Source organism: Methylobacterium sp. 1A (assembly GCF_058072805.1).
On record NZ_JBYQVE010000002.1, the window covers coordinates 253,853 to 277,806 of the forward strand.

Here is a 23,954-nt window from a genome sequence, read left to right on the forward strand (position 1 = left end):
CGGCGCGGCGTCCCGCGGGAGGCCGGCAACCGGCATCCGGGACGCTGCCTGCGCGGCCAATCAGACGCGTTTGACCTCCAGATGACAGGCGCGGCCCCGAACGCGCGAGGCCCGCGCCTCGGCAGAGGTGCGGGCCTCGGATCGGGTTCGACGGGCGGGCGTCGCCGGGAGCGGCCGGCGCCCGCGGGTCCGACTACTCCTCGTCGCCGGGCTCGAAGGTCTGCGGCATCGGCTCGGCGCTGGCGACCGGGGTCGGCGCGCCGATGGTCGAGGGCACGTTCACGCCGTCACGCTTGTAGATGTCGTCGCGGAACTGGACGATGCCGTCCGGGGTCGACCAGGCGGTGATGTAGGTCCAGTAGACCGGCACCGGCTGGGAGATGTTGGCGTCGATGCGCTTGCCGCTCTCGATCGCCTCCTCGACCTTCTGACGGTCCCATCCGGGCGTGTCCTTCAGCAGCCACGTGATGTACTCGCGCACGTTCTGCACGCGCACGCAGCCCGAGGAGATGAAGCGGAAATCGTCGCCGAACACGCCCTTGGTGTTCGTGTCGTGCATGAACACGCCGTAGGGATTCGGGATGTTGATGCGGACGATGCCCATCGAGTTGAAGTCGGCGCCCGAATCCTGCCGGTAGGTGTAGCGGGTGCCCTCGTCCGAGAACCAGTTCACCGACTTCGGCGAGACCTCGGACCCGTTCGACAGGATCCGGATCTTGTTGTCCGTGAGGTAGTTCGGATCCTTCTGCATCTTCGGGATCAGGTCCTTCTTCACGATGGAAGCCGGGACCGTCCAGGTCGGGTTGAAATTGATCTGCGTCGCCTTGGTGTTCATGATCGGCGACTGGCGGTCGATCTTGCCCACGCCGGCGGCGTGGAGTGTGACGACCTGACCGTTCTCGACCGTCTCGACGAGCGCGGCCGGGATGTTGGTGATCACGAAGCGCCGGCCGAGATCGCCCGAGTAGGAGCGCAGGCGCACGACGTTGATCTCGAGCTGGCGCAGGCGCACGTCGGCGGGCACGTTCATGGCCTGCTGGGTCGCCATCGTCATCGCGCCGGTCTGGCTGAGGCCGTGCCGGGCCTGGAACCGCTTCACGCCCGCGGCGACGTATGAATCGTACACGCCCGAGCCGCCCGCGGCCGGATCGAGGTCGCCGGTGACGATCAGGCGCTGGCGGATGGCCGCCACGGCCGGGCCGCGCGAGCCGATCCGCAGGTGGTCGGCGCCGGACACCTGCCGCCAGCCACCGCGGGCGACGATGTCCTTGTAGCGCTCCACCATCTGCTCGGTGGACGTCACGGTCTGGGGCGAGAGGATCGGCACCGTCTCGCGCTGCACCTGCATGCCGGCGGGTGAGGCGTAGTCCTGCGCCCACTCGGCCTGGGCATAGTTGCCCTGATCGCGGGCTTGGGCGCCGCCGATGCCGAGCGCGCCGAGGGCGGCGACGCCGAGGATCGCGGGGAACCGGTTTTGTGCCTTCTTGCGCATCGGTCGCTGGCTCTGGTCCGGGGTTCGTCAGGTCGTGACGGGAGCGGATTGTCTCGGGCGCCACGGTGTCGGGATGGCGTTAAGACTCCCTATCGAAGGGGCCGGAATGTGGCATCGCCGTGCGGCAGCGCACGCGGCGTCCGTCTGCGGCACCCTGGCAACAGCCATCATCGCGCCGGTGTGGCAGGGATGCCATAGCGGTCCGGTTCGGACGGCGCGCGGGAGCAGCATGGATTCGGGCGAGGCCCTTTCGGATCGACGTGTCGGGCCGGCCCTGCGGGCCGTCGTCGCCCTGCTGGCGCTCTACGCCCTGCTGCTCCAGGCTTTTCTCGGCGGCCTGATGCCGATGCCGGCGGCGACCGACGGCCTCTGCGCGCAGCATGCCGACGCGTCCGCTCCATCGGGCGCGCCCGTCCCCCACGACCACGGCGATTGCTGCACGGCGGCCCAGGCCACCGGCCCGGCGCTCCCGCCGCGCCCCCCGTCCGTCGGCTTCCGATGGGTCGCGACCGCGGACCTGCGGCCGGCCTGGCCCCTCAACCGGAGCGTCGGCGCCCGCGCGCCGCCCGGCACCATCGCGTCCCCGAGGGGGCCGCCGACCGCCTGAGCGATCACCACCTCTCGGATCCCTCAGGACGGATGTATTCCCATGAAGACCCTTGTCTCGGCCGCCCTCGGCCTCGCACTGCTCGCCTCCGCGGCGCAGGCCCACGCGGTGCTGGAACGCAAGCAGGCAGCCCCCGGCGCCTCGTATCGCGGCGTCGTCCAGATCATGCACGGCTGCAACGGCAAGCCGACGACCCGCGTGAGCGTCACCATCCCGGAGGGCCTGATCGGCGCCAAGCCGATGCCGAAACCCGGCTGGACCCTCGCGACGACGCGCGGACCCTACGCCAAGACCTACGCGACCCATCACGGCACGGCCGCGGAGGGCGTGACATCGATCACGTGGAGCGGCGGCTCCCTTCCGGACGATCAGGTCGACGAGTTCACCTTCCTGGCGCAGGTCGCCGGCACCTTCGAGCCCGGCGCGACCGTCTACGTCCCGGTCCAGCAGGATTGCGCGGAGGGCAGCTATTCCTGGTCGGAGATCCCCAAGGCCGGTCAGGACGCCCACGACCTGAAGGCGGCCGCGCCGTCCTTCCGGATCGTCCAGGTCGCCCAGGCGGGCGGCGCGCCGGCCGCGGGGACGGCCGCGGCCGCGACGACCGTGAAGGCCGGTGACCTGACGATCGAGACGCCGTGGCTGCGCGCCACGCCGAACGGCGCCAAGGTCGCCGGCGGGTACGTGCGCATCACCAACACGGGGAGCGCCCCGGACACGCTCACGGGCGCCACGGTGCCGTTCGCCAAGAGCAGCGACATCCACTCCATGTCGATGGAGGGCGGCGTCATGAAGATGGCGCCGGTCACGAACGGCCTGACCATCAAGCCCGGCGAGACCGTGGAGCTGAAGCCCGGCGGCTATCACCTCATGTTCGAGGACCTGACCGGCGCGCCGAAGGCGGGCGAGACCGTCGCGGGGACGCTCACCTTCCAGCGGGCCGGCGCCGTGCCGGTGACCTTTACGGTGGCGCCGATCGGCGCGGGCGCACCGGGCGGCCAGCACCAGCACCAGCACTAGCCGCCCGGGACGGAGCTTCGGCCGCCGGGCGACAGTCGTGACGCGAGCAGATCCACGAGGCCGGGCCGCCGCGGCGCCCGGCCGTCGCGGCGGCGCGGACCTTCGGGTCGCCCCCGCGCGGCCGGCGCGCGCGCTCGCCCGGATCGTGGCGCTCCTCGCCCTCTACGCCCTGGCGCTCCAGGGCGTCCTCGGCGGCCTGGCCTCCGCCGCCGCGGGGCCGGACCACGTCCTCTGCCTCGCCGACGGCGGCCCGACCGATCCGGCACCGGCCGGCAAACAGCTGCCGGCCCCTCATCGCGGGGATTGCTGCGTCGCCTGCCACGCGGCCGGCCCCGCCACCCTGCCCGGGCCGTCGGCCGTCGCCGCCGTCCCGGTCGCCCGACCCGTCGCGGCCGCCGCCCCCCGGCCGCGGCGCGTCGCCCTCCCGCGGGCGCCCCCGCGTCCCGGCCTCGGAGCCCGCGCCCCGCCCGTCGTCTGACCGATCGCCCCGCCTTCCCGATCGCCAGACACGGATCCCACACCATGCCCCGCCAGTTCCGGGCCGGCCGACGTGCCGCGCTCCTGCTGTTCACCTGCGCGACGCCGGCCGCGGCCCAGGCACCGTCCGCCGCCTCGGCCACCCTGTCCGAACTCAGCGTCGTCGGCGCCGCCGCGACGGACGCGCCGTCGGACGAGACCCGCGGCTCGCTCTCGGTGCCGAGCGTCGACCGCCAGAGGGCCGCCCTCGCGGGGACCGTCGGCTCCGTGGCCTTCGTCGACGCCGCGGCGCTCCAGGACCGCTACACCAACACGCTCCGCGACGTGCTCAAGGACGTGCCCGGCGTCTACGTGCAGGAGCGCTACGGGCAAGAGCTGCGCCTGTCGGTCCGCGGCTCGGGCATCGCCCGCGCCTTCCACCTGCGCGGGCTGGAGCTGCTGCAGGACGGGATTCCGCTCAACCTCGCGGACGGGAGCGGCGACTTCTATCAGGTCGACCCGCTCGCTCTGCGCTCGGTGGAGGTCTACAAGGGCGGCAACGCCCTCACCTTCGGGGCGACGACGCTCGGCGGCGCCGTCAACGCCGTCACGCCCACGGCCTACACCGCGCTGGCGCCCAACATCCTGCGGGTCGACGGCGGCAGCTTCGGCACGATCCGCGAGCAGGCGCAGATGTCCCGCATCGACGGGCCGCTCGACGGGCTGGTCAACGCGACGCTGACCAATGCCGACGGGTTCCGCGCCCACGAGGCCCAGGCCACGAAGAACTTCAACGCCAATATCGGCTACCGGATCGCGCCCGACATCGAGACCCGCTTCTATCTCGGCACCTACCTCACCGATCAGAAGCTGCCGGGCACCCTGACCCTCGGCCAGAGCCTCTCGACCCCGACGCTGGCCAACCCCACGGCGATCACCGGCAACCAGTCCCGCAAGGTCGGAACGGAGCGGATCGCGAACCGCACCTCGTTCCTGCTCGACGTGGGCAAGCTCGACGTCGACACCTGGGCGATCCACAAGAGCCTGTACCACCCGATCTTCCAGGCGATCGACCAGGACGGCTGGACCTACGGGATCAGCCCGCACTGGGCCGGGACCTTCGATCTCGGCGGCTTCCGCGACGACGTGGTGCTGGGCCTGCGCGCCTTCGCGGGCCAGAACTCCGCGCTGCAATTCGTCAACGTCCGCGGGCAGCGGGGCGCGCAGACGCTCAACGCCCTCCAGAGCGCCTCGAGCCTCGAGGCCTACGGCGAGAACCGCTTCTGGTTCCTGCCGGACATGGCGCTGATGACCGGCGCGAAGGCGTTCTCGTCGAACCGGACCTTCAGCGACAAGGGCGGCCTGCCGGGCAACCCGAACCCGCGCTTCGCCGACGTGACCTACGCGGGCGTCAACCCGAAGGTCGGCCTGCTGTGGCAGCCGCGGCCCGACATCCAGATCTTCGGCGACGTCGTCCGGTCCCGGGACGTGCCGGACTTCTCCGACCTCGTGCAGCAGAACCTGCTGAGCACGACCTTCGTGCCCCTGCGGGCGCAGCGCGCCTGGACCTACGAGGCCGGCGCCCGCGGGCGCTTCGACCGCCTCGCCTTCGACGTGACGCTCTACCGGTCGGACCTGCGCGACGAGCTGATCAACTTCGCGACCAATCCCGGCCTCAACATCCCGGCCGCCACCTTCAACACCCCCCGCTCCGTCCACCAGGGCGTCGAGGCGGCGCTCACCCTGGACCTCGCCCGCGACCTCGCGGCGGCGGGCGACGGGCTCAGCGTGACCCAGATCTGGACCCACAACGACTTCCGGTTCGTCGGCGACCCGGTCTTCGGCAACAACCGCATCGCCGGGATCCCGGCCGACGTGCTGCGCACCGTCCTGAGCTACCGGCACCCGCGCGGCTTCCACGTCGCGCCGTCGCTCGACTGGGTGCCGCAGGGGGCCTTCGCCGATCACGCCAACACCCTGCGGGTGCCCGGCTACGCCCTGCTCGGCGTCGAGGCCGGCCTCGATCTCGCCGACGGCGTCGCCCTGTTCGTGGATGCCCGCAACCTCACGAACGCCCGCTACGTCTCGGACATCGCCGTGGTGGCGAACGCCGCCGCGACGGCGGGCGGCCCGGCCGCGCTGGCCGCCTTCTATCCCGGGAGCGGCCGCAGCGTCTTCGGCGGTATCCGCGCCTCGTTCTGAGCGCGGGTGCCGCCATCCGCGGCACTTCTCCAGATCCCGGGCGGCGGGTTAAGGTTAAAAAAACATGAACCCTGCTGTCCGGGCCAATCGGCGCTAGGATTGCGGCGTCGTCCGAAAGCCACGGACGGAGCGTCCCGGATCGGAACGAGCCGGGCCGTCGGACGGCACAGGAGAGGCAGATGAACGGCTTCGATGTCACGTTCCGGGACGATCAGGACTGGGTCGATTTCGGCAGGTCCTACGTCAACTCGGAAGCCTTCAAGGCGCTGTTCCGCGACGGGATGACCCTGGTCGAGGAGACGGCCGCCTATCTCGACGGCGAGGGCCGCGACGAGTCGCGCCTCGTGTCCCGGGACGCGACGCTCAGCTACGCGGCCGAGAGCATGCGCCTGACCACGCTGCTGATGCAGATCGCCTCGTGGCTCCTGGTGCAGCGCGCCGTCGCCGAGGGCGAGATGACCCCGGCCGAGGCCCTCCTGGAGAAGCACCGGGTCAAGCTCGGCACCGCCGAGCCGCCGAAGCAGCAGGATTTCAACCTGCTGCCGATGCGCCTGCAGCAGCTGATCCTCCGGGCCCGGCGCCTGCACAGCCGCATCCTGCACCTCGACGCGCTGATCGCCGAGGACCGGCCGACGCCCCAGCCGGTGGAGAGCCCCGTCGCCGCGCAGCAGGGCCTGCTGCGGATGGCCTTCCGCATGAGCGAGGGCTGAGCGGGGGCCGGGCGACGCTCCGGGGAGCGCCGCCGCCGCGCGTGGCCGGCCTTCCGGCCCCGACGCTCAGAACGCCGGGAACTGGCCCGGGAACTGCTCCTTCAGGATCTGGCGGATCGCGTCGTTCTGGAAGGCGCGGACCAGCTTCGGCACCCAGGGCTTCCCCGTGTCCGCCTCGCGGACCACGATGACGTTGTTGTAGGGGTTGTCGACCTTGGACTCGATCGCGATGGAGTCCTTGCCGGGGATCAGGCCCGCATCGACGGCGTAGTTGGTGTTGATTACCGCGGCGTCGAGATCCTCGAGGCTGCGGGGCAGCTGCGCGGCGTCGACCTCGTGGAACTTCAGGCGCTTGGGATTGTCGACGACGTCGAAGACCGTCGGCAGCAGGCCGACCCCGTCCTTCAGGCGGATCAGCTTCTCGGCCTGCAGCAGCAGGAGCGCCCGACCGCCGTTCGACGGGTCGTTGGGGATGCCGATCTGCGCCCCGTCCTTCAGGTCGCCGACAGCCTTGATTCGCTTCGAATACAGGCCGATCGGCGTCACGATCGTCTCGCCGACGGGGACGATCTTGTAGCCCCGCGCCTTGATCTGGTTGGCGAGAAACGGCTTGTGCTGGAAGGCGTTGGCGTCGAGGTCGCCGGACTGGAGCGCCTCGTTCGGCAGCAGGTAGTCGGAGAACACCACCAGGTTGATGTCGAGCCCGTCGCGGGCCGCGATCTCCTTGGCCTTCGCCCAGAGGACTTCGGCATCCCCGCCCATGATGCCGACCTTGATCTTGTCCGCGGCCAGGGCCGGCGCGGCGGCCAGACCGACCAGGGCGAGGAACAGCAGCAGCAGACGTCTCATCGGATCTCGATCCTAGCAGTGCGTCCGGAGAGCCTCGGCCCCCGGACAGGCGGGCCGCCCGCGCGGCGGAGTTCCGGCGAACCGCGGGTGACCGGGGAAGGATACGACGGCCCGGCCGCGCTTTGAATGCGCCGGCGGCGGCCGGGTCCGGCCGCGGAGGCCGCGGGTGCGCCCCGACCGAGAAGAAGCGTTCCCGTCCACGCATCCGGACGCGCGGTTCGCGCCAAGGTCCGGGCGATCTTCGCAAACCCGTCCTGTGGATAACGCGCGCGGCCGCGCGACGCCGCGCACGAAAACGGGCGGCCCCGGCAGGGACCGCCCGTCTCGAACAGCGTCGCCGTGACGGCTGCGGCGCTCAGCGCTTGCCGAGGTTGCCGAACCGCGAGTTGAAGCGCGACACGCGGCCGCCGCGGTCGAGCATCTTCTGCTCACCGCCGGTCCAGGCCGGATGGGTCAGCGGATCGATGTCGAGATTGAGGGTGTCGCCCTCCTTCCCGTAGGTCGAACGGGTCTGGTACTCGGTACCGTCCGTCATCACGACCTTGATGAAGTGGTAATCGGGGTGCTCGGTCCCCTTGGCCTTCGCGGCCGCGTCCTTCGCCATGACCTTGGTCCCTGTCTGGCACGCCGGCGGGAAGCGCAGGAGGCGCCGCCCGGCCCGGAATGCGGAAGATGTCACCGGTTGCACCGAACCATGGGTTCGTGGCAACGGCACGTCCAAGCCGACCGTGGTGGCGGCCCGCGGCCATTGAACACACGCAATCGGATGAGCGGCGGCCTATACCGCAGCCGCTCCCCGGTCACAAGCGCCGCGGACCGGGAGAACGACAACACGTGAGGCGTGATGGCCCGTAAGACCAAGGCGGCCGCGGCCGGCCGACCCAGAGCCCCGCTGAGTGCCCTCCGGCCGCTCCTCCCCTTCGCCCTGCGCTACCGCGCGCGGATCGCCGCGGGGCTCGTCGCCCTCATCTGCGCGTCGGCCTCGACGCTGGTCGTCCCGATCGCCATGCGCCGGGTCATCGACCACGGCTTCACCGCCGACGGCTCGAACGTGATCGACGCCTATTTCCTCGCCTTGCTCGGCGTCGTCGCGGCCTTCGCGCTGTCGAGCGCGGCCCGCGTCTACACGGTGGTGACGCTGGGCGAGCGGGTCGTCGCCGACCTCCGCAGCGCCGTCTTCGCCCGGCTGACCCAGCTCGATCCGGCGTTCTTCGACCGGGCGCAGTCCGGCGAGATCGTCTCGCGGCTCACCGCGGACGCGACGCAGATCAAGTCGGCCTTCGGCGTCTCGGTCTCGATCCTGCTGCGCAACCTGTTCCTGTTCGTGGGCGCCACCGCCATGATGGTGGTGACGAGCCCGCGCCTGTCGGTGATGGTGCTGGCCGCGATCCCGATCATCGTCTTCCCGCTGATCGTGTCGGGCCGCGGCGTGCGCCGGCGCTCCCGGGCGGCCCAGGACCGGCTCGCCGAGGCCTCGGCCTACGCCGCCGAGGCGGTCGGGGCGGTGCGGACGATGCAGGCCTTCGGCCGCTCCGACTCGACGGCGGCCCGGTTCGCGGCGGCCTCCGAGGAGGCCTACGGCGCCGCCCAGGCCTCGATCCGGGCCCGCGCGCTGCTCACCGGCGTCGCGATCTTCCTGATCTCGGCCTCGGTGGTCGGGGTGATGTGGTACGGCGCCCAGGGCGTCCTGAACCACACGATGACGGGCGGCGAGCTCTCGCAGTTCGTGCTCTACGCCGTGTTCGGCGCCGGCGCCCTCGGGCAGCTCTCCGAGGTCTACGGCGACCTCGCCATGTCGGCCGGCGCGGCCGAGCGGCTCACCGAGATCCTCGCCGCCGAGCCCGCGATCCGCGCGCCGTCCCCGGCCCTGCCGCTGCCCGAGCCGGCCCGGGGCGCGGTGGCCTTCGAGGACGTGCGCTTCGCCTACCCCACCCGCCCGGAACACGCCGCCCTCGGCGGGCTGAGCTTCGCGGCCGCGCCCGGCGAGCGCATCGCCATCGTGGGCCCCTCCGGCGCAGGCAAATCGACGGTGTTCCAGCTGCTGCTGCGCTTCTACGACCCGCAGGGCGGCCGGATCCTCGTCGACGGTGCCGACATCGCCCAGGTCGATCCCGAGCGCCTGCGCGCCCGCATCGCCCTGGTGCCCCAGGACCCCGTCGTGTTCTCCGGCACCGTCACCGAGAACATCCGCTACGGCCGCCCGGAGGCCGGCGAGGCGGAGGTCCGGCGCGCGGCCGAACTCGCCAACGCGCACGGCTTCGTCTCGGCCCTGCCGCAGGGCTACGCGACCCAGGTGGGCGAGCGCGGCGTGACCCTCTCGGGCGGCCAGCGGCAGCGCATCGCCATCGCCCGGGCGATCCTCAAGGACGCGCCGATCCTGCTCCTCGACGAAGCCACCTCGGCCCTGGACGCCGAGTCCGAGCGCGCCGTCCAGGCCGCCCTCGCCACGCTGATGCAGGGCCGGACCACGCTGGTGATCGCCCACCGGCTCGCCACGATCCGCGCCGCGGACCGCATCCTGGTCCTCGACGACGGCCGCATCGTCGAGACCGGAACCCACGAGAGCCTGCTGGCTCAGGGCGCGCTCTACGCCCAGCTCGCGAACCTGCAGTTCACCGACGCGCTGGACGAGACGGCGCGGGGCAAGGAGCCCCGCAGCCGGGGCGAGCGCCTGCCGGTCGCCGAGTAGCCGGGCCGCGCCCGGAGCCGCCCGGGCCGGCGCCCGTCCGCGCGACGGATCGCCGGTGCGGGGTGTGCGGCCTCAGTGCGCGGACGCGGCCTGGCGCTGCCCCCGGGTCGCGGTATCCTGCGCCCGCTCCGCCGCGGCCTGGATCTGGCCGACCTGGGCCACGATCGTGTCGGTCGCCCGCACCATCTGCCCGGCCAGGTCCCTGACCTCCGCGGCCGCGGCCGCGAATCCCCGGCCCTCTCCGCCGTCGCGGGCCGCCTCGATCGCGGCCCGGAGCGCCATCAGGCTGGTCTGACCGGCGATGCCGGCCAGGAGGCCGGTCGCCGCGTCGGCCGCCGCCGCGGCGGACGCGGCGTCGTCCGCGGCCCGCACGCCCGCGCGCAGGTCCGTCAGCCCGTCCTCGAAGACCCGCACGGCCGCGGCGATCGCGCTGGCCTCGTCCCGCAGGGCGACGTGCGGCCGGGGGTGATCGTCGGCTCCGGGCCGAACCGCGTTCAGGGACAGGCTGAGCTTCGACATCGATACGGTCTCCCTGGATCGTCCGCACCATGGGACGTCAAGGATAACGATGCGTTAATCCAGCAGAGCTGCGGCGCGCACAGGAGAAATCAACGCCCGCCGGAACAATTACCGCCTATCTCTTCCGGCTTCTGGTGTTCGAAGCTCTCGTAAGACGATCGGATGCTGGCTTGATCGGCACATGCACCTGGGAATGCGGAGCGAGATCGCCGCGAAACTGGTCACCGGACGCGGGCCGCGCGCCGACACCCCCTGCGGCGCCGCGGCGGTCCGACAGCGCTAGCGCTCGGTGAGCTTCATCTCGATCCGGCGGTTGCGGGCGTAGGCTTCCTCGGTCGCCCCGGCTTCGAGGGGCTGGAACTCGCCGAAGGCGCCCGCCAGGAGGTGCTGCGGCGGTATCCCCTTGCCGGCGAGGAACTGCACCACCGCGATGGCGCGCGCCGCCGAGAGCGACCAGTTCGACGGGAACTGCGACGTGCTGATCGGGCGCGCGTCGGTGTGCCCGTCGACGCGGAGCACCCAGGGCAGGTCCGCCGGGATCTGCTTGGCGAGTTCCGAGACCGCGCCGGCGATGCGGTCGAGCTCCGGCCCGGCCTCGGGCTTGAGGGTCGCGGAGCCGGCCGGGAACAGCACCTCGGATTGCAGCACGAAGCGGTCGCCGACCACGCGGATGTCGGGCCGGTTGCCGAGGATCTGCCGCAGGCGGCCGAAGAAGTCGGACCGGTAGCGGGCCAACTCCTGGACCTTCTGCGCGAGGGCGACGTTCAGCCGGCTGCCCAGCTCGGCGATCCGGGCCTGGGATTCCTTGTCGCGGCTCTCGGAGGCCGCGAGGGCGTCCTCCAGGGCGGCGAGCTGGCGGCGCATGGCGCTGATCTGCTCGTTGAGCAGGTCGATCTGGGACTGCGCCCGCCGGGTCGCGCCGCGCTCGGTCTCCAGCTGCTTGTCGAGGGTGCCCGCCGCGCCCTGGCTGACCGTCGCGGCCTCGGCCTGCACCTTGGCCCGGTCGCGCTCGGCCTCGACGCCGGCGAGCGTCGTGCGGAGATTGCGGGCCTCCTCTTCCTGGTTGCGGCGGTTCGTCCGCTCCAGGGCGAGGAGGTCGGTGAGGTCGGCGATCTGGCGGTTGAGCCTGGCCAGGGTCTCGTCCCGTCCGGTCAGCTCCTGCGACAGGAAGAACTGCCCGACCACGAAGACCGTGAGCAGGAAGACCACCGACAGCAGCAGCGTGGCCAGCGCGTCGACGTAGCCGGGCCAGACGTTGAGCGTCCGCCGGGTCCGGGTCGCCGTGGAGGCCACTAGACGCGCTCCCGGCCCAGCCGGTCCAGCACCTGCTTCAGCTCGCGCTCGCGGCTCGCCTGCGCCTCGACCCAGTCGCGGATCATCTGCTGCTCCGCGCGCATGTGCTGGACGAGGCCCTGGATGCCCTCGGCGAGGTTGGTCATCGCCTGGGTCGCCGCGCGGCTGCCGCCGCCCTCGGCCACCAGGGCGCTCAGGCGGTCGACCGCCTCCTTCAGCTCCTGCGTGCCGACGGCCGGCCGCGCCGCGGTCGCTGCCGCCGCGACCGGCGCCGACTCCGGAGCTGCCGCGCCGGACATCAGCCAGTCCTGCAGCTCGTTGTGGAACCGGGCATGGGCCTGGCCCGCCTGCAGCTCCAGGAAGCCGGTGATCAGCGACGAGGCGAGGCCGAACAGCGAGGCCGAGAAGGCCAGACCGATGCCGGAGAGCGGCACCGCGAGGCCCGATTTCAGCTCGTCGAACATCACGCCGGCATCGCCGCCGCCGCGCATGCCCTTGATGACGCCGCCGACCGCCGACAGCGTGTCGATGAGGCCCCAGAAGGTGCCGAGCAGGCCGAGCAGGATCAGGATGCCGGAGATGTAGCGCAGGATCTCGCGGCCCTCGTCGAGGCGCACCGCGATCGTGTCGAGGTAGCCGGTCGTCCCCGGCAGGGTGGCTCCGTCGGCCCGCGCGGCGATCATCGGCGCCATCGGCGCCAGCAGGGCGGGCGGCTTCTTGACCTGCGCGCCGCCCGCGACGGCGTTGACGTAGGCGGTCTCGCGGAACAGCCGGACGACCTGCCCGAAGGCGATCAGGACGGCGATCAGCAGCACACCGAGGATGAGCCCGTTGAGCCCGGGATTGGCCAGGAAGGCCGGTGTGATCTGCCGGAACAGAATGAAGGCCAGGAAGCCTACAAGGATCAGGAAGATGACCATCCGCCCGAGATAGATCCCGGGCTGTGCCAGCGGCCCATTCTTGTCGTCGCCGGTTTCTCGGGCGGCCATCGATCGCTCTAGCCTGATCTCACCACGCGGCAGCCGGCCATCGGCGCCCCTCGGGGGGCACTGTGGGGGTAGGCCCGCACGCGATCAAGTCTCGGGAAGGTCATCGCGGAGCTATGCCCAGGCCGATCGAGACCAGTCCCGCACAAAAGGCTTAGCGGCCCGCGACCGCCTTACGCCAAACCGGCATCCACCGGGCCGGACAGGGCGCTAATCCCAGAAATGCGGCGCGGTCTCCTCGAGATTCGGCCCAAGGCGGAGGGCCGCGACCCGCGTGGCGAGGCCGCGCGCGTCCGTCTCTACCGCGATGCCGCACAGGGTGCCCTCGCCGACGGCGACCTCCCAGCGGGAACCGGGCGTCTTCTGGATCATGCGGCGGATCGGCTCGTCCTTCTGCATGCCGATCACCGAATCGTAATCGCCGCACATGCCCGCATCCGACATGTAGGCCGTGCCGCCGGGCAGGATCCGGTGATCCGCCGTGGGCGTGTGCGTGTGCGTCCCGACGACGAGGCTCGCCCGGCCGTCGAGGTAGTGGCCGAAGGCCTGCTTCTCGCTCGTCGCCTCGGCGTGGACGTCGACGATCACCGCGTCCGCCGCCGCGCCGAGGGGGCAGGCGGTGAGCTCGCGCTCCACCGCCGCGAAGGGGTCGTCCATCGCGTCGAGGAAGACCCGGCCCATCACGTTGACCACGAGGACGCGGGCGCCGCCCTGGGTCTCCACGACCGTGGCGCCGCGTCCCGGCGTGCCGGGCGGATAGTTCGCCGGCCGCACCAGGCGCGGCTGGCGGGCGATGAACACCATCGCCTCGCGCTGGTCGAAACTGTGGTTGCCGAGGGTGACCGCGTCGGCGCCGGCCTGGATCAGCTCGTCGCAGATCGTCTCGGAGATGCCGAAGCCGCCGGCCGCGTTCTCGCCGTTGACCACCACGCAGTCGAGGCGCCAGCGCTCCCGGAGCCGCGGCAGGTGCTCGCACACCACGGTGCGGCCCGAACGCCCGACGACGTCGCCGAGGAAGAGCAGGCGCATGGGTCAGGCGGTCCTGTCGCAGCGGATCACGCCGACTTCGGTGATCACGTACTGGAGGGGGCGGTCGTGCGGCTCGGCCGGCACCCGCGCCACCTCCTGGGCGGCGAAGCCGATGCCGACGGTCAGGACGGGGTTCGTCCGGGACAGGCGCGCGATCGCGCCGTCGTAGTAGCCGCGGCCGTACCCGATGCGCTGCCCGATCCGGTCGAAGGCCGCGAGCGGCACGATCAGCGCGTCGGGCTCCACCGGCGGCAGCGACGGGTCTGGCTCGCTGAGGCCGAACCGGCCGGCGACGAGGGCGTCGCCGGCGCGCCATTCCCGGAACACCAGGCCGTCCGGCGTGACGTGCGGCAGGGCCACGGCCTGCCCGCGGGCGCGCAGGCCCTCGGCGGCGGGCCGGGGATCGACCTCGCTGCGGATCGGCCAGAAGGCGCCCACGAGACGGGCCTGGGCGAGCTCGGGCAGCGCGAGGAGCGCGTTCCCGATCGCCGCCGAGGCCGCCTGCCGGGTCGCGGGATCGAGGGCGTCGCGGGCGGCGAGGGCCGCGGCGCGCAGTTCCGCCTTGCGGGCGGCGTCCGGAGCCTCGGTGCCGGTTCTGGGAGAGGTCGGGTGCGGAGCCACGTGAGCCGTTGGAGGATCGATCCCGGGAAACCTACAGCGTAGGTGGGCGCCGTGTTGGCCAAGTCCAGGGACGAGGCCAGGGACAGCTCCCGAGGGAGTCGATAAGGCCCCGGGGATAGTGCTCCTGACGAACTCTGCAGCCCCGCTCCCATCATGTAGCGGTCCCGGCGCGTTCCCGCCAGGGCCGGGCGCCGCAAAATCCGCGGGCCGGTCCGTCAGGCCGGCCCGCCCGGCCCGTCCTTCGTCCCGGCGGCCCGCGCCCGGGCCACCGCCAGGATCGCGTTGCGGCCCTCCTGGTCGGCGATCGACTGCCACAGGCCGATCAGCTCGCTGAGCTCGGCCAGCGGGCGCGGCGCCGGCGCCCCGAAGAACGCGGCGAGCGGGACGCCGGTCGCGGCCGCGATCCGACGCAGGCGGGCGCTGGCGTCGCGCCGGCCGCCGCCCCGGTCCTCGACGCCGATCGCTTCCATGGAAGAGCACCTGAATTAGAGTACAGATCGCAGCTTGAAGCGATTGTTGCGTCTCGGAAGAGCCAATACAATTTATCCGATCGGGGAATAGAGCAGCCCGAAGGCGTTATCCACGCCGATGTCTGAACGCATGGGTCTGGGTCGGCGGGCGCTGCGGCAGCGCGGCGTGCGGGACATCCGGACGGTCCCTCGGCGGCCCGCCGCGATGCGACGCCGCGGCCGACACGCTGCAGCAACACCGGGACCGCGATGAACGAGGCGGGCGCGGGAGCGCGCCGCGCGGATTTGATTTACCACGCTCCCAGTCATCCGGGCCGCTCCGGCGCGGATCGCGGTCCCGATCCATTGTCAGGAGGCTGCGCGACTCTTGCAGTGGGGAAGGCACCCGCGAGGGACCGACCAGGTTTGAGACGACGGTGACCGATCGTGGCACAGATCGACCATAACATCGCTGTCGCGACGTGGCTCACCCCCGTGCAGCCGGCCCATCCCGAGCGTCCGGGCCCGAACCGCCCCGACACCACCGCCGAGCTGGGCGACCTGTGGCGGATCCTGTGGCGGCGCAAGCGGCTGGTCTTCGGGACGGCGCTGCTGCTCGGGCTGCTCGCCCTCGCCTACGCGCTGATCACGCCCTCCCTCTACACCGCCACCGCGCAGATCCTGATCGATCCCCGCGACCGCCAGGTCGTCTCGAACGACGTCAACCCCGCCGGACTGTCGCCGGACGGCGGCATCGCCCAGGTCGAGAGCCAGGTGAAGGTGATCGAGTCGGACGCCGTGCTGGGCCGGGCGGTCGATCAGGTCGGGCTCGCGACCGCGCCGGGTTTCGGCGCGCCGCAGGACGGCGTCGTCACGCGGGTCCTCGGCGAACTCCGCGCGCTGGTGGCCGGGCCGAGGGCGGAGCGGCCGGTCGACGCCCGCGGCCGGGCGCTGGACCAGCTGCGGCGGCGGCTCGCGGTCAAGCGCGCCGACAAGGTCTTCGTCATCGATCTCGTGGTCACCACGACGGACCCCGACCTCTCGGCGCGGATCGTCAACGCCATCGCGAGCGCCTACCTGACGGACCAGACCGACGCCCGCTCGGACGCCGCCAAGCGCGCCGCGGGCGAGCTGCGCGGCCGCCTCGACGAGCTGCGCAACGCGGTCAACGTCGCCGACAAGAAGCTCGAGGATTACAAGGCGCGCAACGGCCTGATCGCGTCGAGCGGCCGGCTCGTCAACGAGCAGCAGCTCACCGACCTGAACGCGCGGCTGGTCGCCGCGCGCGCGCGGACCGCCGACGCCAAAGCGCGGCTCCAGGGGATCCGGGAGGCGCGCGGGCAGGCGATCGGGTCCGGGGCGATGCCGGAGGCGGTCCAGTCCTCGGTGATCGAGCGCCTGCGCGGGCAGTACGCGGAGCTCGCCGCCAAGGAGGCGGACCTGCGCACCAATCTCGGCGAGCGCCACCCGTTCATCGCCGCGGTGCGCGCCCAGATGCAGGACGTCCGCCGGCTGATCGACGCCGAGCTGAACCGCATCGCGGGCGCGGCGGAGACCGAGGCCCAGCGCGCCCAGGCCAACGAGCGGACCCTCGCGGCGGAGCTGGAGCGCCTGCAGCGGCAGTCGGCGGTGAACGCCCAGTCGTCGGTGCAGCAGCGCGAGCTCGAGCGCGAGGTCGACGCGGCGCGCTCGGTCTACAACGCCTTCCTGGTGCGCGCCCGGGAGATCAAGGAGCAGACCAGCATCGACAGCTCGAATGCCCGGATCATCACCGCGGCGCGGCCGCCGCAGGATCCGAGCTGGCCGCCGCGGCTGATCCTGGTCGCCGCCGCCCTCGCGGGCGGCCTCGGCCTCGGCGCCGGCCTCGCGCTGACGCGGGAATACCTGGCGCCGACCGTGCTCTCACCGCGGCAGCTGGAGCGGCTGTCGAACGCCCCGGTGGTGGCCGTGCTGCCCGGCCTGCGGCCGCGGGGCGCGAGCGCGAGCGCCGCGAGCCTCACCCTCGACCACCTGGCCGCGACCTCCGGCGCGAGCGGCCACGCGCTGGCGCTGCTCGTCACCTCGGGCGAATCCGACGAGGCCGAGCGCCAGGCGGTGATCGGGCTGCTCGCCGCGGTCGCCGTCGCGCGCGGCGACCGCGTCCTGCGCGTCGACGCCGACCTGCGGGCGGACGGCTCCGGCACCGGCGGCCTCCTCGACGTGCTCCGCGGCGAGCAGAGCCTCAACGCCGTGACCCGGACGGACCCGGCCTCCGGCGCCCGCCGGGTCGGGCTCGGCGACACCGAGAAGCCCCTGCGCGATGCCCTGACCCCCACCAATGTCGAGCGCTTCATCGCGGGCGTGAAGGGACGCTTCGACCTCGTGCTCGTCGACGGCGGCGTGCTGACCGAGAACCTGCGGCTCGGTCCCCTGGCGGCCGCCGCCGACCGGCTGCTGCTCGTCGCCTGCAACGGCGCGACGCGCCAGCGCGACCTGATCGACCTCGTCGACACGTCGGAGGCGCTGGGCCGGCCGATCTCCGGCTCCCTGCTCCTGACCCGGCGCAAGGCATGAGGACCCTCCGGCAGACCGGCTTCGCGCGCCGCCACGATCCGGCGGCGCGCACGGGCCCGGTTTTGCGCGCTCTCCTGCGGGCGGAATCGGTGGCCCTGTCGGTCTGGGCCCTGCTCCTCGTCGGGGTCTCGGGCGGCCTCCTGTGGGTGCTCGGCCTCAATTACGAGGGGATCACCGGCTCGGCCGCCTCGAAGATCCACCCCGCCACCTACCTGGCGGTCGTCCTGATCGGCTGGACCCTGATGCGCGCGGGCAATCCGGTGATCCCGGTGGCCGGGGCGCTGAACCGGCGGCCGGCCAGCGTGCTCCTGGCCGCCTGCGGCGTGCTGCTGCTCGCGCTGATCGCGGCCCGGGGCGGCGCGGGCCTCGCCGGCTCCATCGACACCTTCGTGCTCGCCGGCCTCGTCCCGATCCTCCTGATGGATCGGGACGCCGAAACGCTCGGGCGGCTGGAGACGATCTTCCACCTCGTGATGCTCGCCAACGCCCTGCTCGGCCTGTTCGAGCTCGCGAGCGGCCAGCGCTTCTTCCCCTACCGGTTCGACGGCGTGGCGTTCGAGTCCGACACCCGCTCGGCGGCCCTCCAGGGCCACCCGCTGGCCAACGCGACCATGACGGCGTGCTACATCCTGGCGCTGGCCAAGGGCGGCGGCCGCCTGGCGCCGATGCCGCGCGCCGCCATGATCGTCCTCCAGCTCGTCGCCCTGGTCACGTTCGGGGGCCGCTCGGCCACCGTCACGACGCTGATCCTCGGCGGCGCTGTCGGGCTCGTGTCCCTGAACCGCACCCTGCGCACCGGCCGCGTCCCGCTGGCGGCGGCGGCCTGCGCGTGCTTCGCCCTGACGCTGCTGCCCGTGCTGGTCGCGGTCCTCGCCTCGGCCGGGTTCTTCGACACCCTGCTGGACCGGTTCGTCTCGGACGGCGGCAGCGCGCAGGCCCGGGTCGACATGCTCACGGTGTTCGACGCGATCCCGTTCCGGCAGCTCCTGCTCGCCCCCGACTTCCTGCAGGTAAACACGCTGCGCCGGATCTACGGCCTGGAATGGGGCATCGAGAACTCGATCATCTCGGCCGTGCTCTACCACGGCATCCTGGTCACGGGGGTGCTGGTGATCGCGGTGGGGCTCTACCTCGCGGAGATCGCGCGGGATTGCCGGCGCGGCGTCTGGCTCCCGATCCTGGCCTTCGTGATCCTCGTCAACACGTTCGAGGGACTCGCCGGCAAGACGACCCTGCTCGCCAAGTTCGCCCTGATGCTCATCGTCCTGTTCCCGCCCCTTCCGCGCCGCGGCTGAGTGGGCGCAGTGCCGCGGATCGGTCGAGGGCCGCCTCAGGGCCGGGCCCGCAGCCCGAGCGCCGCGATCAGGGCGGGATCGGCGACGTGCGCGTCGTCCATGAGGCCGAGGCCGTCCAACAGGTTCCAGAACGACCACGCGAACCCGTTCGCCTCCGCCGCCAGCCGCACGTCCCGGATGTAGGCGGCCCGGTCCGGCGCCCGGGACGCCGTGAAACGGGCGTCGGTGCGCAGGGCGCCGAACTCGCCCATCAGCACCTGCCCGCGCGGGATCCCGTAGAGGTCCGCCCAGGTCGCGACCGGCGCCATCGCGTCGGCGATGTAGGCCGGGCCGGGCGCGGCCTCGAAATACGCGTGCAGTTTCGCCTCGATCACCGCGCGGTCGCGCGCCTTCTCGGCCTGCGGCACCGTGCGGTCCGTCTCCATGCGCGCCCGCACCGCCTCGAGGGTCTCGCGCAGCGTGCCGCGGCTCCCGGGCCAGGGCACGGCGGTGAGCCAGCGGTAGAACGGCTCCTCGGTGAGCCAGGTCGCCCCCTGGTGGGAGAACAGGTACGGCTCGTAGAAGTGGAAGGTGTAGAGGAGCGGCGCGAACCGCGCGAGCGCGGCCGGATCCAGAGCCGTCAGGCCGGCGACGAGGCTGCCGCAGGAGCCGGTCGCCACCAGGGTGAGCGCCGGCGCGGCCGCGCGGGCCGCGGCCAGGAGCCCGTCCTGCACCCGGTTCCAGGCACCGGCGCCGCAGGCTTGCGGCGGCTCGTTCACCGGCTCCAGGGCCACGCGGTCCGTGCCCTTCCGTGCGCACAGGCGCGCGAGGTCTCCGACGAGGTCGCGATAGGCCGCGAAGAGCGGCGCCCGGTCCGAGCCGTAGAACGCGTCGGGCGTGTAGTGGTGGGTCGCGGCGTTCGCCTGGACATTGACCAGGACGCGCAGCCCGGCCGCCAGCGCCGCGTCGACGGCCTCCGACAAAATGCCGAGGAGTTCGGCGCGCCGCGGCCCCGTGAAGGCCACGAACGGCCCGGGATCGAGGGGCAGGCGCACGAAGTCGAAGCCGAACCCGGCGATCCGGGCGAGGTCGTCGCGGGTCGGCACCGGCCGGCCGGCCTGGAAGGGCGGCCACGCGTAGTCGGTCCGCGGGGGCGGGTACTCGGTGGTCAGCGAGAACCAGGGCCAGAGGGCGATGCCCCGGCGCAGGGCGACCGGCGCGGGACTACCCTGGACGGGCCGGACACCCGCACCCGCCGCGAGGGCGCCGGCGAGCACCGACCGCCGGCTGGGGCCTACCATCTCGGACCGGCCGGAGCGGCGACGGGCTCGGCCGCGGTGGCGCGCGCCGCGCGGTCCGGGGCCGGCGGGTAGCCGCCGACACGGCGCAGCGCATCTTCGTACGAGGCCAGCACGGCATCCCAGCGGAACTGCTCGGCGCGCGCCCGCGCCGCCGCGCGGGCCGCCGCGACCGCGGCCCCGTCGGAGAGCACACGCTCGATCGCCGCGGCACAGCTGTCCGGATCCGAGAAGTAGAACTGACCGTCGCCAGCCGTGCCCCGGTTGAACGGATTGTCGTGGGCGACCACGGCGTTGCCCGCCCAGAGCGCCTCGACCAGCGACGGGTTGGTGCCGCCGACGGTGTGGCCGTGGAGATAGGCCCGCGCGTGGACCCGCAGGGCCTGGACCTGCTCGGGCTCGTAGATGGCGCCGGGAAACAGCACCTCCGGCGAAGCGGCTGCCTCCACGGCGCGATGGTACGGATTGCCGACCCTCAGCGTGCCGAGCACCACCAGCCGCACGCCGCGGGCACGGCGCGAGAAGGCCTCGACGAGCGTCAGGATGTTGTTGTCCGGTTCGATGCGGGCGATCGAGACGAGGTAGTGGTCGGGCTCGAGGCCGAGGGGCGGCGGTCCGACATCGGCCGCCGGGGGATCGCCGCCGTACGGGATGGTCGCGATGGCGCCGCGCGGCCTGCGACGGGCGAGGTGGTCGGCGATGACGGGATGGTCCGCCACCAGCCGCTGCGAGGACCACGCGGCGATCCACTCGCTGACGTAGAAGAAGGCGCGCACGGGCAGCGACCATTTCGGACGGCGCCACTCGATCCCGTCCATGTTGGTCAGGATACGCCCGCCCCGCGCCCGCAAGTAGGGCAGGAACGCGGCGCCGTTGTAGCCGAGCACGAGGCAGACGCCGCCGCGGGTCGCGGCGTCGTGGGCGCAGATGGCGTCGAAGGCGAGCGTCGCGACCGGACCGCGCAGGCCGATCTCCACGGTGATCAGTTCGACGCCGTTCCAGGTGCTCCGCACGATGCGGTCCCGCACCGCCTCGACATCCCTCTGGCAGTACACGCCGACCTGCCAGCCGCGTTGGACCAAGTAGAGCGCGAGACGTTCCGCGAAAGTCTCGAAACCACCGTGGGCGGCCGGGATACCGCGCGTGCCGAGAATAAGTAGTTTCGGTGCGCGGTCAGGCATGAAACTTCCTTTCCAATGTGTCGGCCCTATTGTAGATCCGAAGGATACAATCCCGACGACCGGTCTCTACAACTGCTAGTTGTTTATTTAATACAGAAATCATCTTATGGTAGACAATTTCGGACTGAGAGCGGCGCGCGACAGCGATCGTGCTGCCGCCCCCGCGCTGCGGGCCGTCGCCAACGCCGCGGCGGAGCTTCGGATCACGTGCGTCCACCAGGGATTTGAGCTGTACGGCTCGGATCGCTGCTTCATCGAGACCGTCCGCACGATCCGGGCCGCCCATCCGGGTGCGCGGATCGACGTGGTGCTGCCGCGACGCGGGCCGATCGTGGCCGCGCTGGAGCCCTTCGCCAGCGAGATCGTGATCGCCCCGCTCTGGATCCTGCGGCGCAAGAACCTGGCGCGCCTCGTAACCCTGGGTCTGATGGCTCTGCCCATCGCGATGATCCGTGCGTGGCGCCGCATCCGCGCGAGCGACCTCGTCTACATCAACACCACCGTGGTGGCCGACTACCTGCTGGCCGCCCGGCTGGTCCCCGGCCGGAGCATCGTCCACGTCCACGAGATCCCCGAAGGCGCCGTGCTGAAGGTCCTGCGCGGGCTGATCCGCTGGAGCGGCGCCAACGTGGTGTTCAACTCGCGCGCCACCGAGCGGGCCTACGCCCTGCCCCGCGGGGCGACCGCCCGGGTCGTCTACAACGGGATCGCGGGTCCCGCCGAGCCGAATCGCTGCGCCTACGACGGCTCCCGCCCGCTCCGCGTGCTGATGCTCGGCCGGATCAGCCGGATCAAGGGCCAGGACGTCCTCGTGGAGGCCCTTGCCTCCCTGCCGGAGCCCGTGCGTCGGCGGATCGCGCTGCGCATCGTCGGCAGCGCCTTCGAGGACGAGGCCCGCGAGCGGGCCCTGGTCGGGCGGATCGCCGAGGCGGGGCTCGCCGCGCAGGTCACGCTCGAGCCGTTCGTGGCCGATCCCGCCGCCCTCTACCGCTGGGCCGACGTGGTCACGATGCCGTCGCAGCGGCCCGAATCCCTCGGCCGCGTGGCGATCGAGGCGATGTCCTACGGCGTGCCGCCGCTCGTCACGGCGATCGGCGGCCTGCCCGAGGTGGTGGAGGACGGGAAGACCGGCTGGATCGTCCCGCCGGGCGGCCCGGAGCCGATCGCTGCCGTGCTGGCGGATCTGGTCGCCGACCCGGCGCGCTGGCGCGACTTCGGCCGGGCGGCCCGGTCGCGCTACCTGAGCCTGTTCTCGGAGGCCTCGGCGGCGGAGGGCATCGAGGCCATGGTCCGGACGACGCTGCGCCGCCCGACGGCGACGGATCCGTCCCGCGCCGCGGACGCGCCGGCGCGACCGGCCGCCTAGGATCCCCGCGCGTTCCCGCAGGACCGGCGTCGGTCCGGAACGGGCGTCCGCCCTGAGCGCGGGCGCCCTCGGCGTTACCGGGACGACCTCCTGCACGCCCGCGGTCCGTGGCCAAGCGCCGCGGCCGGGCCTGCTGCCGGCGCCGCGCAACGACCGGCCCGGGCGCGTCCCCTCACCGGCCCCGGCCGCCCGGGCACCGGAGCCCCGCTCGCGACGCAGCGGAAACCGACCCGCGCGGCCACCGTCACCCTGTGGACGATCGGCCGCGCGAGGATGCAATGCGGTGGCGCCTGACCGATGAGGCGTGCGGCGCGGGAACCCCTGCCCGGCCGGGACGGGGCGCGAGGACGAGGAGCGACATGGCGGCCAAGCTCGCGGTTCAGGAGACCGCGGATGCCCTGGACTGGGACCGGCGGGTCTGGGCCTGCCCGGGCGCCAACATCTATTGCGGCAGCCCCTGGGGCACCTACAAGGCGCGGCGCGGCCTGGAGGTGCGGCGGGCGGTCGTGTCCGGCGACGGCGCGGACCTCGCCTTCGTCCAGTGGCAGACGCGCCGGAAGGGGCCGGCGCGGTTCATCCACGTCCAGGGCGGCCCGCTGCTGACCGCCGCGGGCGCGCACCGCGCGGAGGCGGTGTTCGCCGCGTTCATCGACCACCTCGCGCTCGGCCGGCTCGACGTCCTCGCCGTCGACTACGAGCAGTTCGAGACCCGCGACGCGACGCTGGCGCTGCTGATGCACGGCTTCGCCCCGGTGATCGGCGCGCCCGACCACACCCTCGAACTCGACCTGACCCAGGATCTCGACGCCATCCAGGCCGGCATGGAGCCGCGCTGGCGCAAGGCCCTGCGCAAGGCCGAGCGCAACCCCGAGGTGACGACGCACTTCCTCGAGGACAGGGCCGAGCGCCTCGAAGCCTTCGACGACTTCACCGCGATGTTCGCGGCCCTGCGCGAGCGCAAGGGCTTCGCCACGACGCTGCAGCCGCAGGCCTACCGCGACATCGCGGCCGAGGACGAGCACCTGCTGTTCCTCGACATCCGCGAGAACGGACGGCGCGTCCTCGTGCGGATCGCGCACCTGTCGGACAGCCGCTGCACGGATTTCTACACGGCCTCGAACGAGCGGGCCCGCGCGACGGGCGCCGCGACCCTCGCGGTCTGGCGCTTCGTGGAGCGGGCGAAGGAGGAGGGCTGCCGGGTCTTCGATTTCGGCGGGATCGATCCGGCGGCGAACCGGCCCGTCTTCGAGTTCAAGCGCGGCCTGTGCACCGACGTGGTCCAGCACAACCCGCTCTGGGTCTACAGCCGGACGCCGGCGCTGCGGAGACTGGCGCCGGCCCTGCTCGCGCTGCGCTGAGCGGC

Annotated in this window: 21 protein-coding genes and 1 other RNA gene; 10 read left to right on the forward strand and 12 right to left on the reverse strand. The window is 72.6% G+C overall.

Features of this window, described 5'->3' with window-relative positions; translation table 11 throughout:
• Positions 1–193: 193 nt before the first annotated feature.
• Positions 194–1,492 (reverse strand): L,D-transpeptidase family protein, encoded by a 1,299-nt coding sequence (locus ACX9MN_RS21195; RefSeq protein WP_020090677.1) that lies wholly within the window; start codon positions 1,490–1,492, stop codon positions 194–196.
• 229 nt (positions 1,493–1,721) lie between these two features.
• On the opposite strand from ACX9MN_RS21195, the gene ACX9MN_RS21200 reads away from it, so the two are divergent.
• The 5 genes from ACX9MN_RS21200 to rcdA all read left to right on the forward strand — a co-directional run bounded on the left by ACX9MN_RS21200 (position 1,722) and on the right by rcdA (position 6,484).
• Complete coding sequence (locus ACX9MN_RS21200; RefSeq protein WP_489725338.1) at positions 1,722–2,099, forward strand: hypothetical protein; 378 nt, start codon at positions 1,722–1,724, stop codon at positions 2,097–2,099.
• A 42-nt stretch (positions 2,100–2,141) separates the two neighbouring features.
• Complete coding sequence (locus ACX9MN_RS21205; protein ID WP_489725339.1) at positions 2,142–3,116, forward strand: copper chaperone PCu(A)C domain-containing protein; 975 nt, start codon at positions 2,142–2,144, stop codon at positions 3,114–3,116.
• A gap of 37 nt (positions 3,117–3,153) precedes the next feature.
• On the forward strand, positions 3,154–3,594 hold the full coding sequence (locus ACX9MN_RS21210; RefSeq protein WP_489725340.1) for a hypothetical protein: 441 nt from the start codon (positions 3,154–3,156) through the stop codon (positions 3,592–3,594).
• Positions 3,595–3,638: 44 nt separating this feature from the next.
• Positions 3,639–5,774 (forward strand): TonB-dependent receptor family protein, encoded by a 2,136-nt coding sequence (locus ACX9MN_RS21215; RefSeq protein ID WP_489725341.1) that lies wholly within the window; start codon positions 3,639–3,641, stop codon positions 5,772–5,774.
• A 179-nt stretch (positions 5,775–5,953) separates the two neighbouring features.
• A complete protein-coding gene (gene rcdA, locus ACX9MN_RS21220; protein ID WP_020090682.1) occupies positions 5,954–6,484 on the forward strand; it encodes a protease adaptor protein RcdA in 531 nt (176 codons plus the stop codon).
• A gap of 66 nt (positions 6,485–6,550) precedes the next feature.
• Here rcdA and ACX9MN_RS21225 read toward each other — a convergent pair whose 3' ends face one another.
• Entirely contained in the window at positions 6,551–7,333 is a 783-nt protein-coding gene (locus ACX9MN_RS21225; RefSeq protein WP_489725342.1) for a MetQ/NlpA family ABC transporter substrate-binding protein, read from the reverse strand.
• Between the two features lie 355 nt (positions 7,334–7,688).
• Positions 7,689–7,937, reverse strand: a complete 249-nt coding sequence (gene rpmE / locus ACX9MN_RS21230; RefSeq protein ID WP_012322259.1) for a 50S ribosomal protein L31 — start codon at positions 7,935–7,937, stop codon at positions 7,689–7,691.
• Between the two features lie 240 nt (positions 7,938–8,177).
• On the opposite strand from rpmE, the gene ACX9MN_RS21235 reads away from it, so the two are divergent.
• A complete protein-coding gene (locus ACX9MN_RS21235) occupies positions 8,178–10,022 on the forward strand; it encodes an ABC transporter transmembrane domain-containing protein (protein ID WP_020090684.1) in 1,845 nt (614 codons plus the stop codon).
• A 72-nt stretch (positions 10,023–10,094) separates the two neighbouring features.
• On the opposite strand, the gene ACX9MN_RS21240 is transcribed toward ACX9MN_RS21235, so the two are convergent.
• The 7 genes from ACX9MN_RS21240 to ACX9MN_RS21270 all read right to left on the reverse strand — a co-directional run bounded on the left by ACX9MN_RS21240 (position 10,095) and on the right by ACX9MN_RS21270 (position 14,940).
• Complete coding sequence (locus ACX9MN_RS21240; RefSeq protein ID WP_267965782.1) at positions 10,095–10,541, reverse strand: methyl-accepting chemotaxis protein; 447 nt, start codon at positions 10,539–10,541, stop codon at positions 10,095–10,097.
• Between the two features lie 279 nt (positions 10,542–10,820).
• Complete coding sequence (locus tag ACX9MN_RS21245; RefSeq protein ID WP_020090686.1) at positions 10,821–11,834, reverse strand: peptidoglycan -binding protein; 1,014 nt, start codon at positions 11,832–11,834, stop codon at positions 10,821–10,823.
• Positions 11,834–12,823 (reverse strand): flagellar motor protein MotA, encoded by a 990-nt coding sequence (locus ACX9MN_RS21250; RefSeq protein ID WP_489725343.1) that lies wholly within the window; start codon positions 12,821–12,823, stop codon positions 11,834–11,836. Before ACX9MN_RS21250 ends, ACX9MN_RS21245 begins: the two co-directional genes overlap by 1 nt.
• A 207-nt stretch (positions 12,824–13,030) precedes the next feature.
• Positions 13,031–13,849 (reverse strand): TIGR00282 family metallophosphoesterase, encoded by an 819-nt coding sequence (locus ACX9MN_RS21255; protein WP_012322254.1) that lies wholly within the window; start codon positions 13,847–13,849, stop codon positions 13,031–13,033.
• 3 nt (positions 13,850–13,852) lie between these two features.
• The gene (locus tag ACX9MN_RS21260) at positions 13,853–14,470 is read right to left on the reverse strand and encodes a 5-formyltetrahydrofolate cyclo-ligase (protein ID WP_489725344.1); all 618 of its coding nucleotides are present in this window, start codon (positions 14,468–14,470) and stop codon (positions 13,853–13,855) included.
• Positions 14,460–14,616, reverse strand: a non-coding RNA gene (gene ssrS, locus ACX9MN_RS21265) — 6S RNA. The genes ACX9MN_RS21260 and ssrS overlap by 11 nt, the downstream gene beginning before the upstream one ends.
• Before the next feature lie 69 nt (positions 14,617–14,685).
• Entirely contained in the window at positions 14,686–14,940 is a 255-nt protein-coding gene (locus ACX9MN_RS21270) for a hypothetical protein (protein WP_020090689.1), read from the reverse strand.
• 426 nt (positions 14,941–15,366) lie between these two features.
• On the opposite strand from ACX9MN_RS21270, the gene ACX9MN_RS21275 reads away from it, so the two are divergent.
• Positions 15,367–17,472, forward strand: a complete 2,106-nt coding sequence (locus ACX9MN_RS21275; RefSeq protein ID WP_091679205.1) for a GumC family protein — start codon at positions 15,367–15,369, stop codon at positions 17,470–17,472.
• On the forward strand, positions 17,469–18,767 hold the full coding sequence (locus ACX9MN_RS21280; protein WP_056531666.1) for a VpsF family polysaccharide biosynthesis protein: 1,299 nt from the start codon (positions 17,469–17,471) through the stop codon (positions 18,765–18,767). The genes ACX9MN_RS21275 and ACX9MN_RS21280 overlap by 4 nt, the downstream gene beginning before the upstream one ends.
• 35 nt (positions 18,768–18,802) lie before the next feature.
• Here the strand turns inward: ACX9MN_RS21280 and ACX9MN_RS21285 are convergent, their stop codons facing one another.
• Together ACX9MN_RS21285 and ACX9MN_RS21290 are read right to left on the reverse strand one after the other, a co-directional pair.
• Positions 18,803–20,047, reverse strand: coding sequence for a glycoside hydrolase family 5 protein (locus ACX9MN_RS21285; protein WP_489725345.1), 1,245 nt, complete (start codon positions 20,045–20,047; stop codon positions 18,803–18,805).
• Positions 20,041–21,225, reverse strand: a complete 1,185-nt coding sequence (locus ACX9MN_RS21290; RefSeq protein ID WP_489725346.1) for a DUF1972 domain-containing protein — start codon at positions 21,223–21,225, stop codon at positions 20,041–20,043. The genes ACX9MN_RS21285 and ACX9MN_RS21290 overlap by 7 nt, the downstream gene beginning before the upstream one ends.
• 106 nt (positions 21,226–21,331) lie before the next feature.
• On the opposite strand from ACX9MN_RS21290, the gene ACX9MN_RS21295 reads away from it, so the two are divergent.
• Positions 21,332–22,591: a glycosyltransferase family 4 protein gene (locus ACX9MN_RS21295; protein ID WP_489725347.1), complete on the forward strand. Its 1,260-nt coding sequence runs from the start codon at positions 21,332–21,334 to the stop codon at positions 22,589–22,591.
• 359 nt (positions 22,592–22,950) lie between these two features.
• Positions 22,951–23,949: a lipid II:glycine glycyltransferase FemX gene (locus ACX9MN_RS21300; protein ID WP_489725348.1), complete on the forward strand. Its 999-nt coding sequence runs from the start codon at positions 22,951–22,953 to the stop codon at positions 23,947–23,949.
• Positions 23,950–23,954: the final 5 nt, after the last annotated feature.

Coding starts and splice junctions, on each gene's coding strand:
- ACX9MN_RS21195 (WP_020090677.1), bottom strand. CDS start 1,492: ATGCGCAAGAAGGCACAAAACCGGTTCCCCGCGATCCTCGGCGTCGCC.
- ACX9MN_RS21200 (WP_489725338.1), top strand. CDS start 1,722: ATGGATTCGGGCGAGGCCCTTTCGGATCGACGTGTCGGGCCGGCCCTG.
- ACX9MN_RS21205 (WP_489725339.1), top strand. CDS start 2,142: ATGAAGACCCTTGTCTCGGCCGCCCTCGGCCTCGCACTGCTCGCCTCC.
- ACX9MN_RS21215 (WP_489725341.1), top strand. CDS start 3,639: ATGCCCCGCCAGTTCCGGGCCGGCCGACGTGCCGCGCTCCTGCTGTTC.
- rcdA (WP_020090682.1), top strand. CDS start 5,954: ATGAACGGCTTCGATGTCACGTTCCGGGACGATCAGGACTGGGTCGAT.
- ACX9MN_RS21225 (WP_489725342.1), bottom strand. CDS start 7,333: ATGAGACGTCTGCTGCTGCTGTTCCTCGCCCTGGTCGGTCTGGCCGCC.
- rpmE (WP_012322259.1), bottom strand. CDS start 7,937: ATGGCGAAGGACGCGGCCGCGAAGGCCAAGGGGACCGAGCACCCCGAT.
- ACX9MN_RS21235 (WP_020090684.1), top strand. CDS start 8,178: ATGGCCCGTAAGACCAAGGCGGCCGCGGCCGGCCGACCCAGAGCCCCG.
- ACX9MN_RS21240 (WP_267965782.1), bottom strand. CDS start 10,541: ATGTCGAAGCTCAGCCTGTCCCTGAACGCGGTTCGGCCCGGAGCCGAC.
- ACX9MN_RS21250 (WP_489725343.1), bottom strand. CDS start 12,823: ATGGCCGCCCGAGAAACCGGCGACGACAAGAATGGGCCGCTGGCACAG.
- ACX9MN_RS21255 (WP_012322254.1), bottom strand. CDS start 13,849: ATGCGCCTGCTCTTCCTCGGCGACGTCGTCGGGCGTTCGGGCCGCACC.
- ACX9MN_RS21270 (WP_020090689.1), bottom strand. CDS start 14,940: ATGGAAGCGATCGGCGTCGAGGACCGGGGCGGCGGCCGGCGCGACGCC.
- ACX9MN_RS21280 (WP_056531666.1), top strand. CDS start 17,469: ATGAGGACCCTCCGGCAGACCGGCTTCGCGCGCCGCCACGATCCGGCG.
- ACX9MN_RS21285 (WP_489725345.1), bottom strand. CDS start 20,047: ATGGTAGGCCCCAGCCGGCGGTCGGTGCTCGCCGGCGCCCTCGCGGCG.
- ACX9MN_RS21290 (WP_489725346.1), bottom strand. CDS start 21,225: ATGCCTGACCGCGCACCGAAACTACTTATTCTCGGCACGCGCGGTATC.
- ACX9MN_RS21295 (WP_489725347.1), top strand. CDS start 21,332: ATGGTAGACAATTTCGGACTGAGAGCGGCGCGCGACAGCGATCGTGCT.
- ACX9MN_RS21300 (WP_489725348.1), top strand. CDS start 22,951: ATGGCGGCCAAGCTCGCGGTTCAGGAGACCGCGGATGCCCTGGACTGG.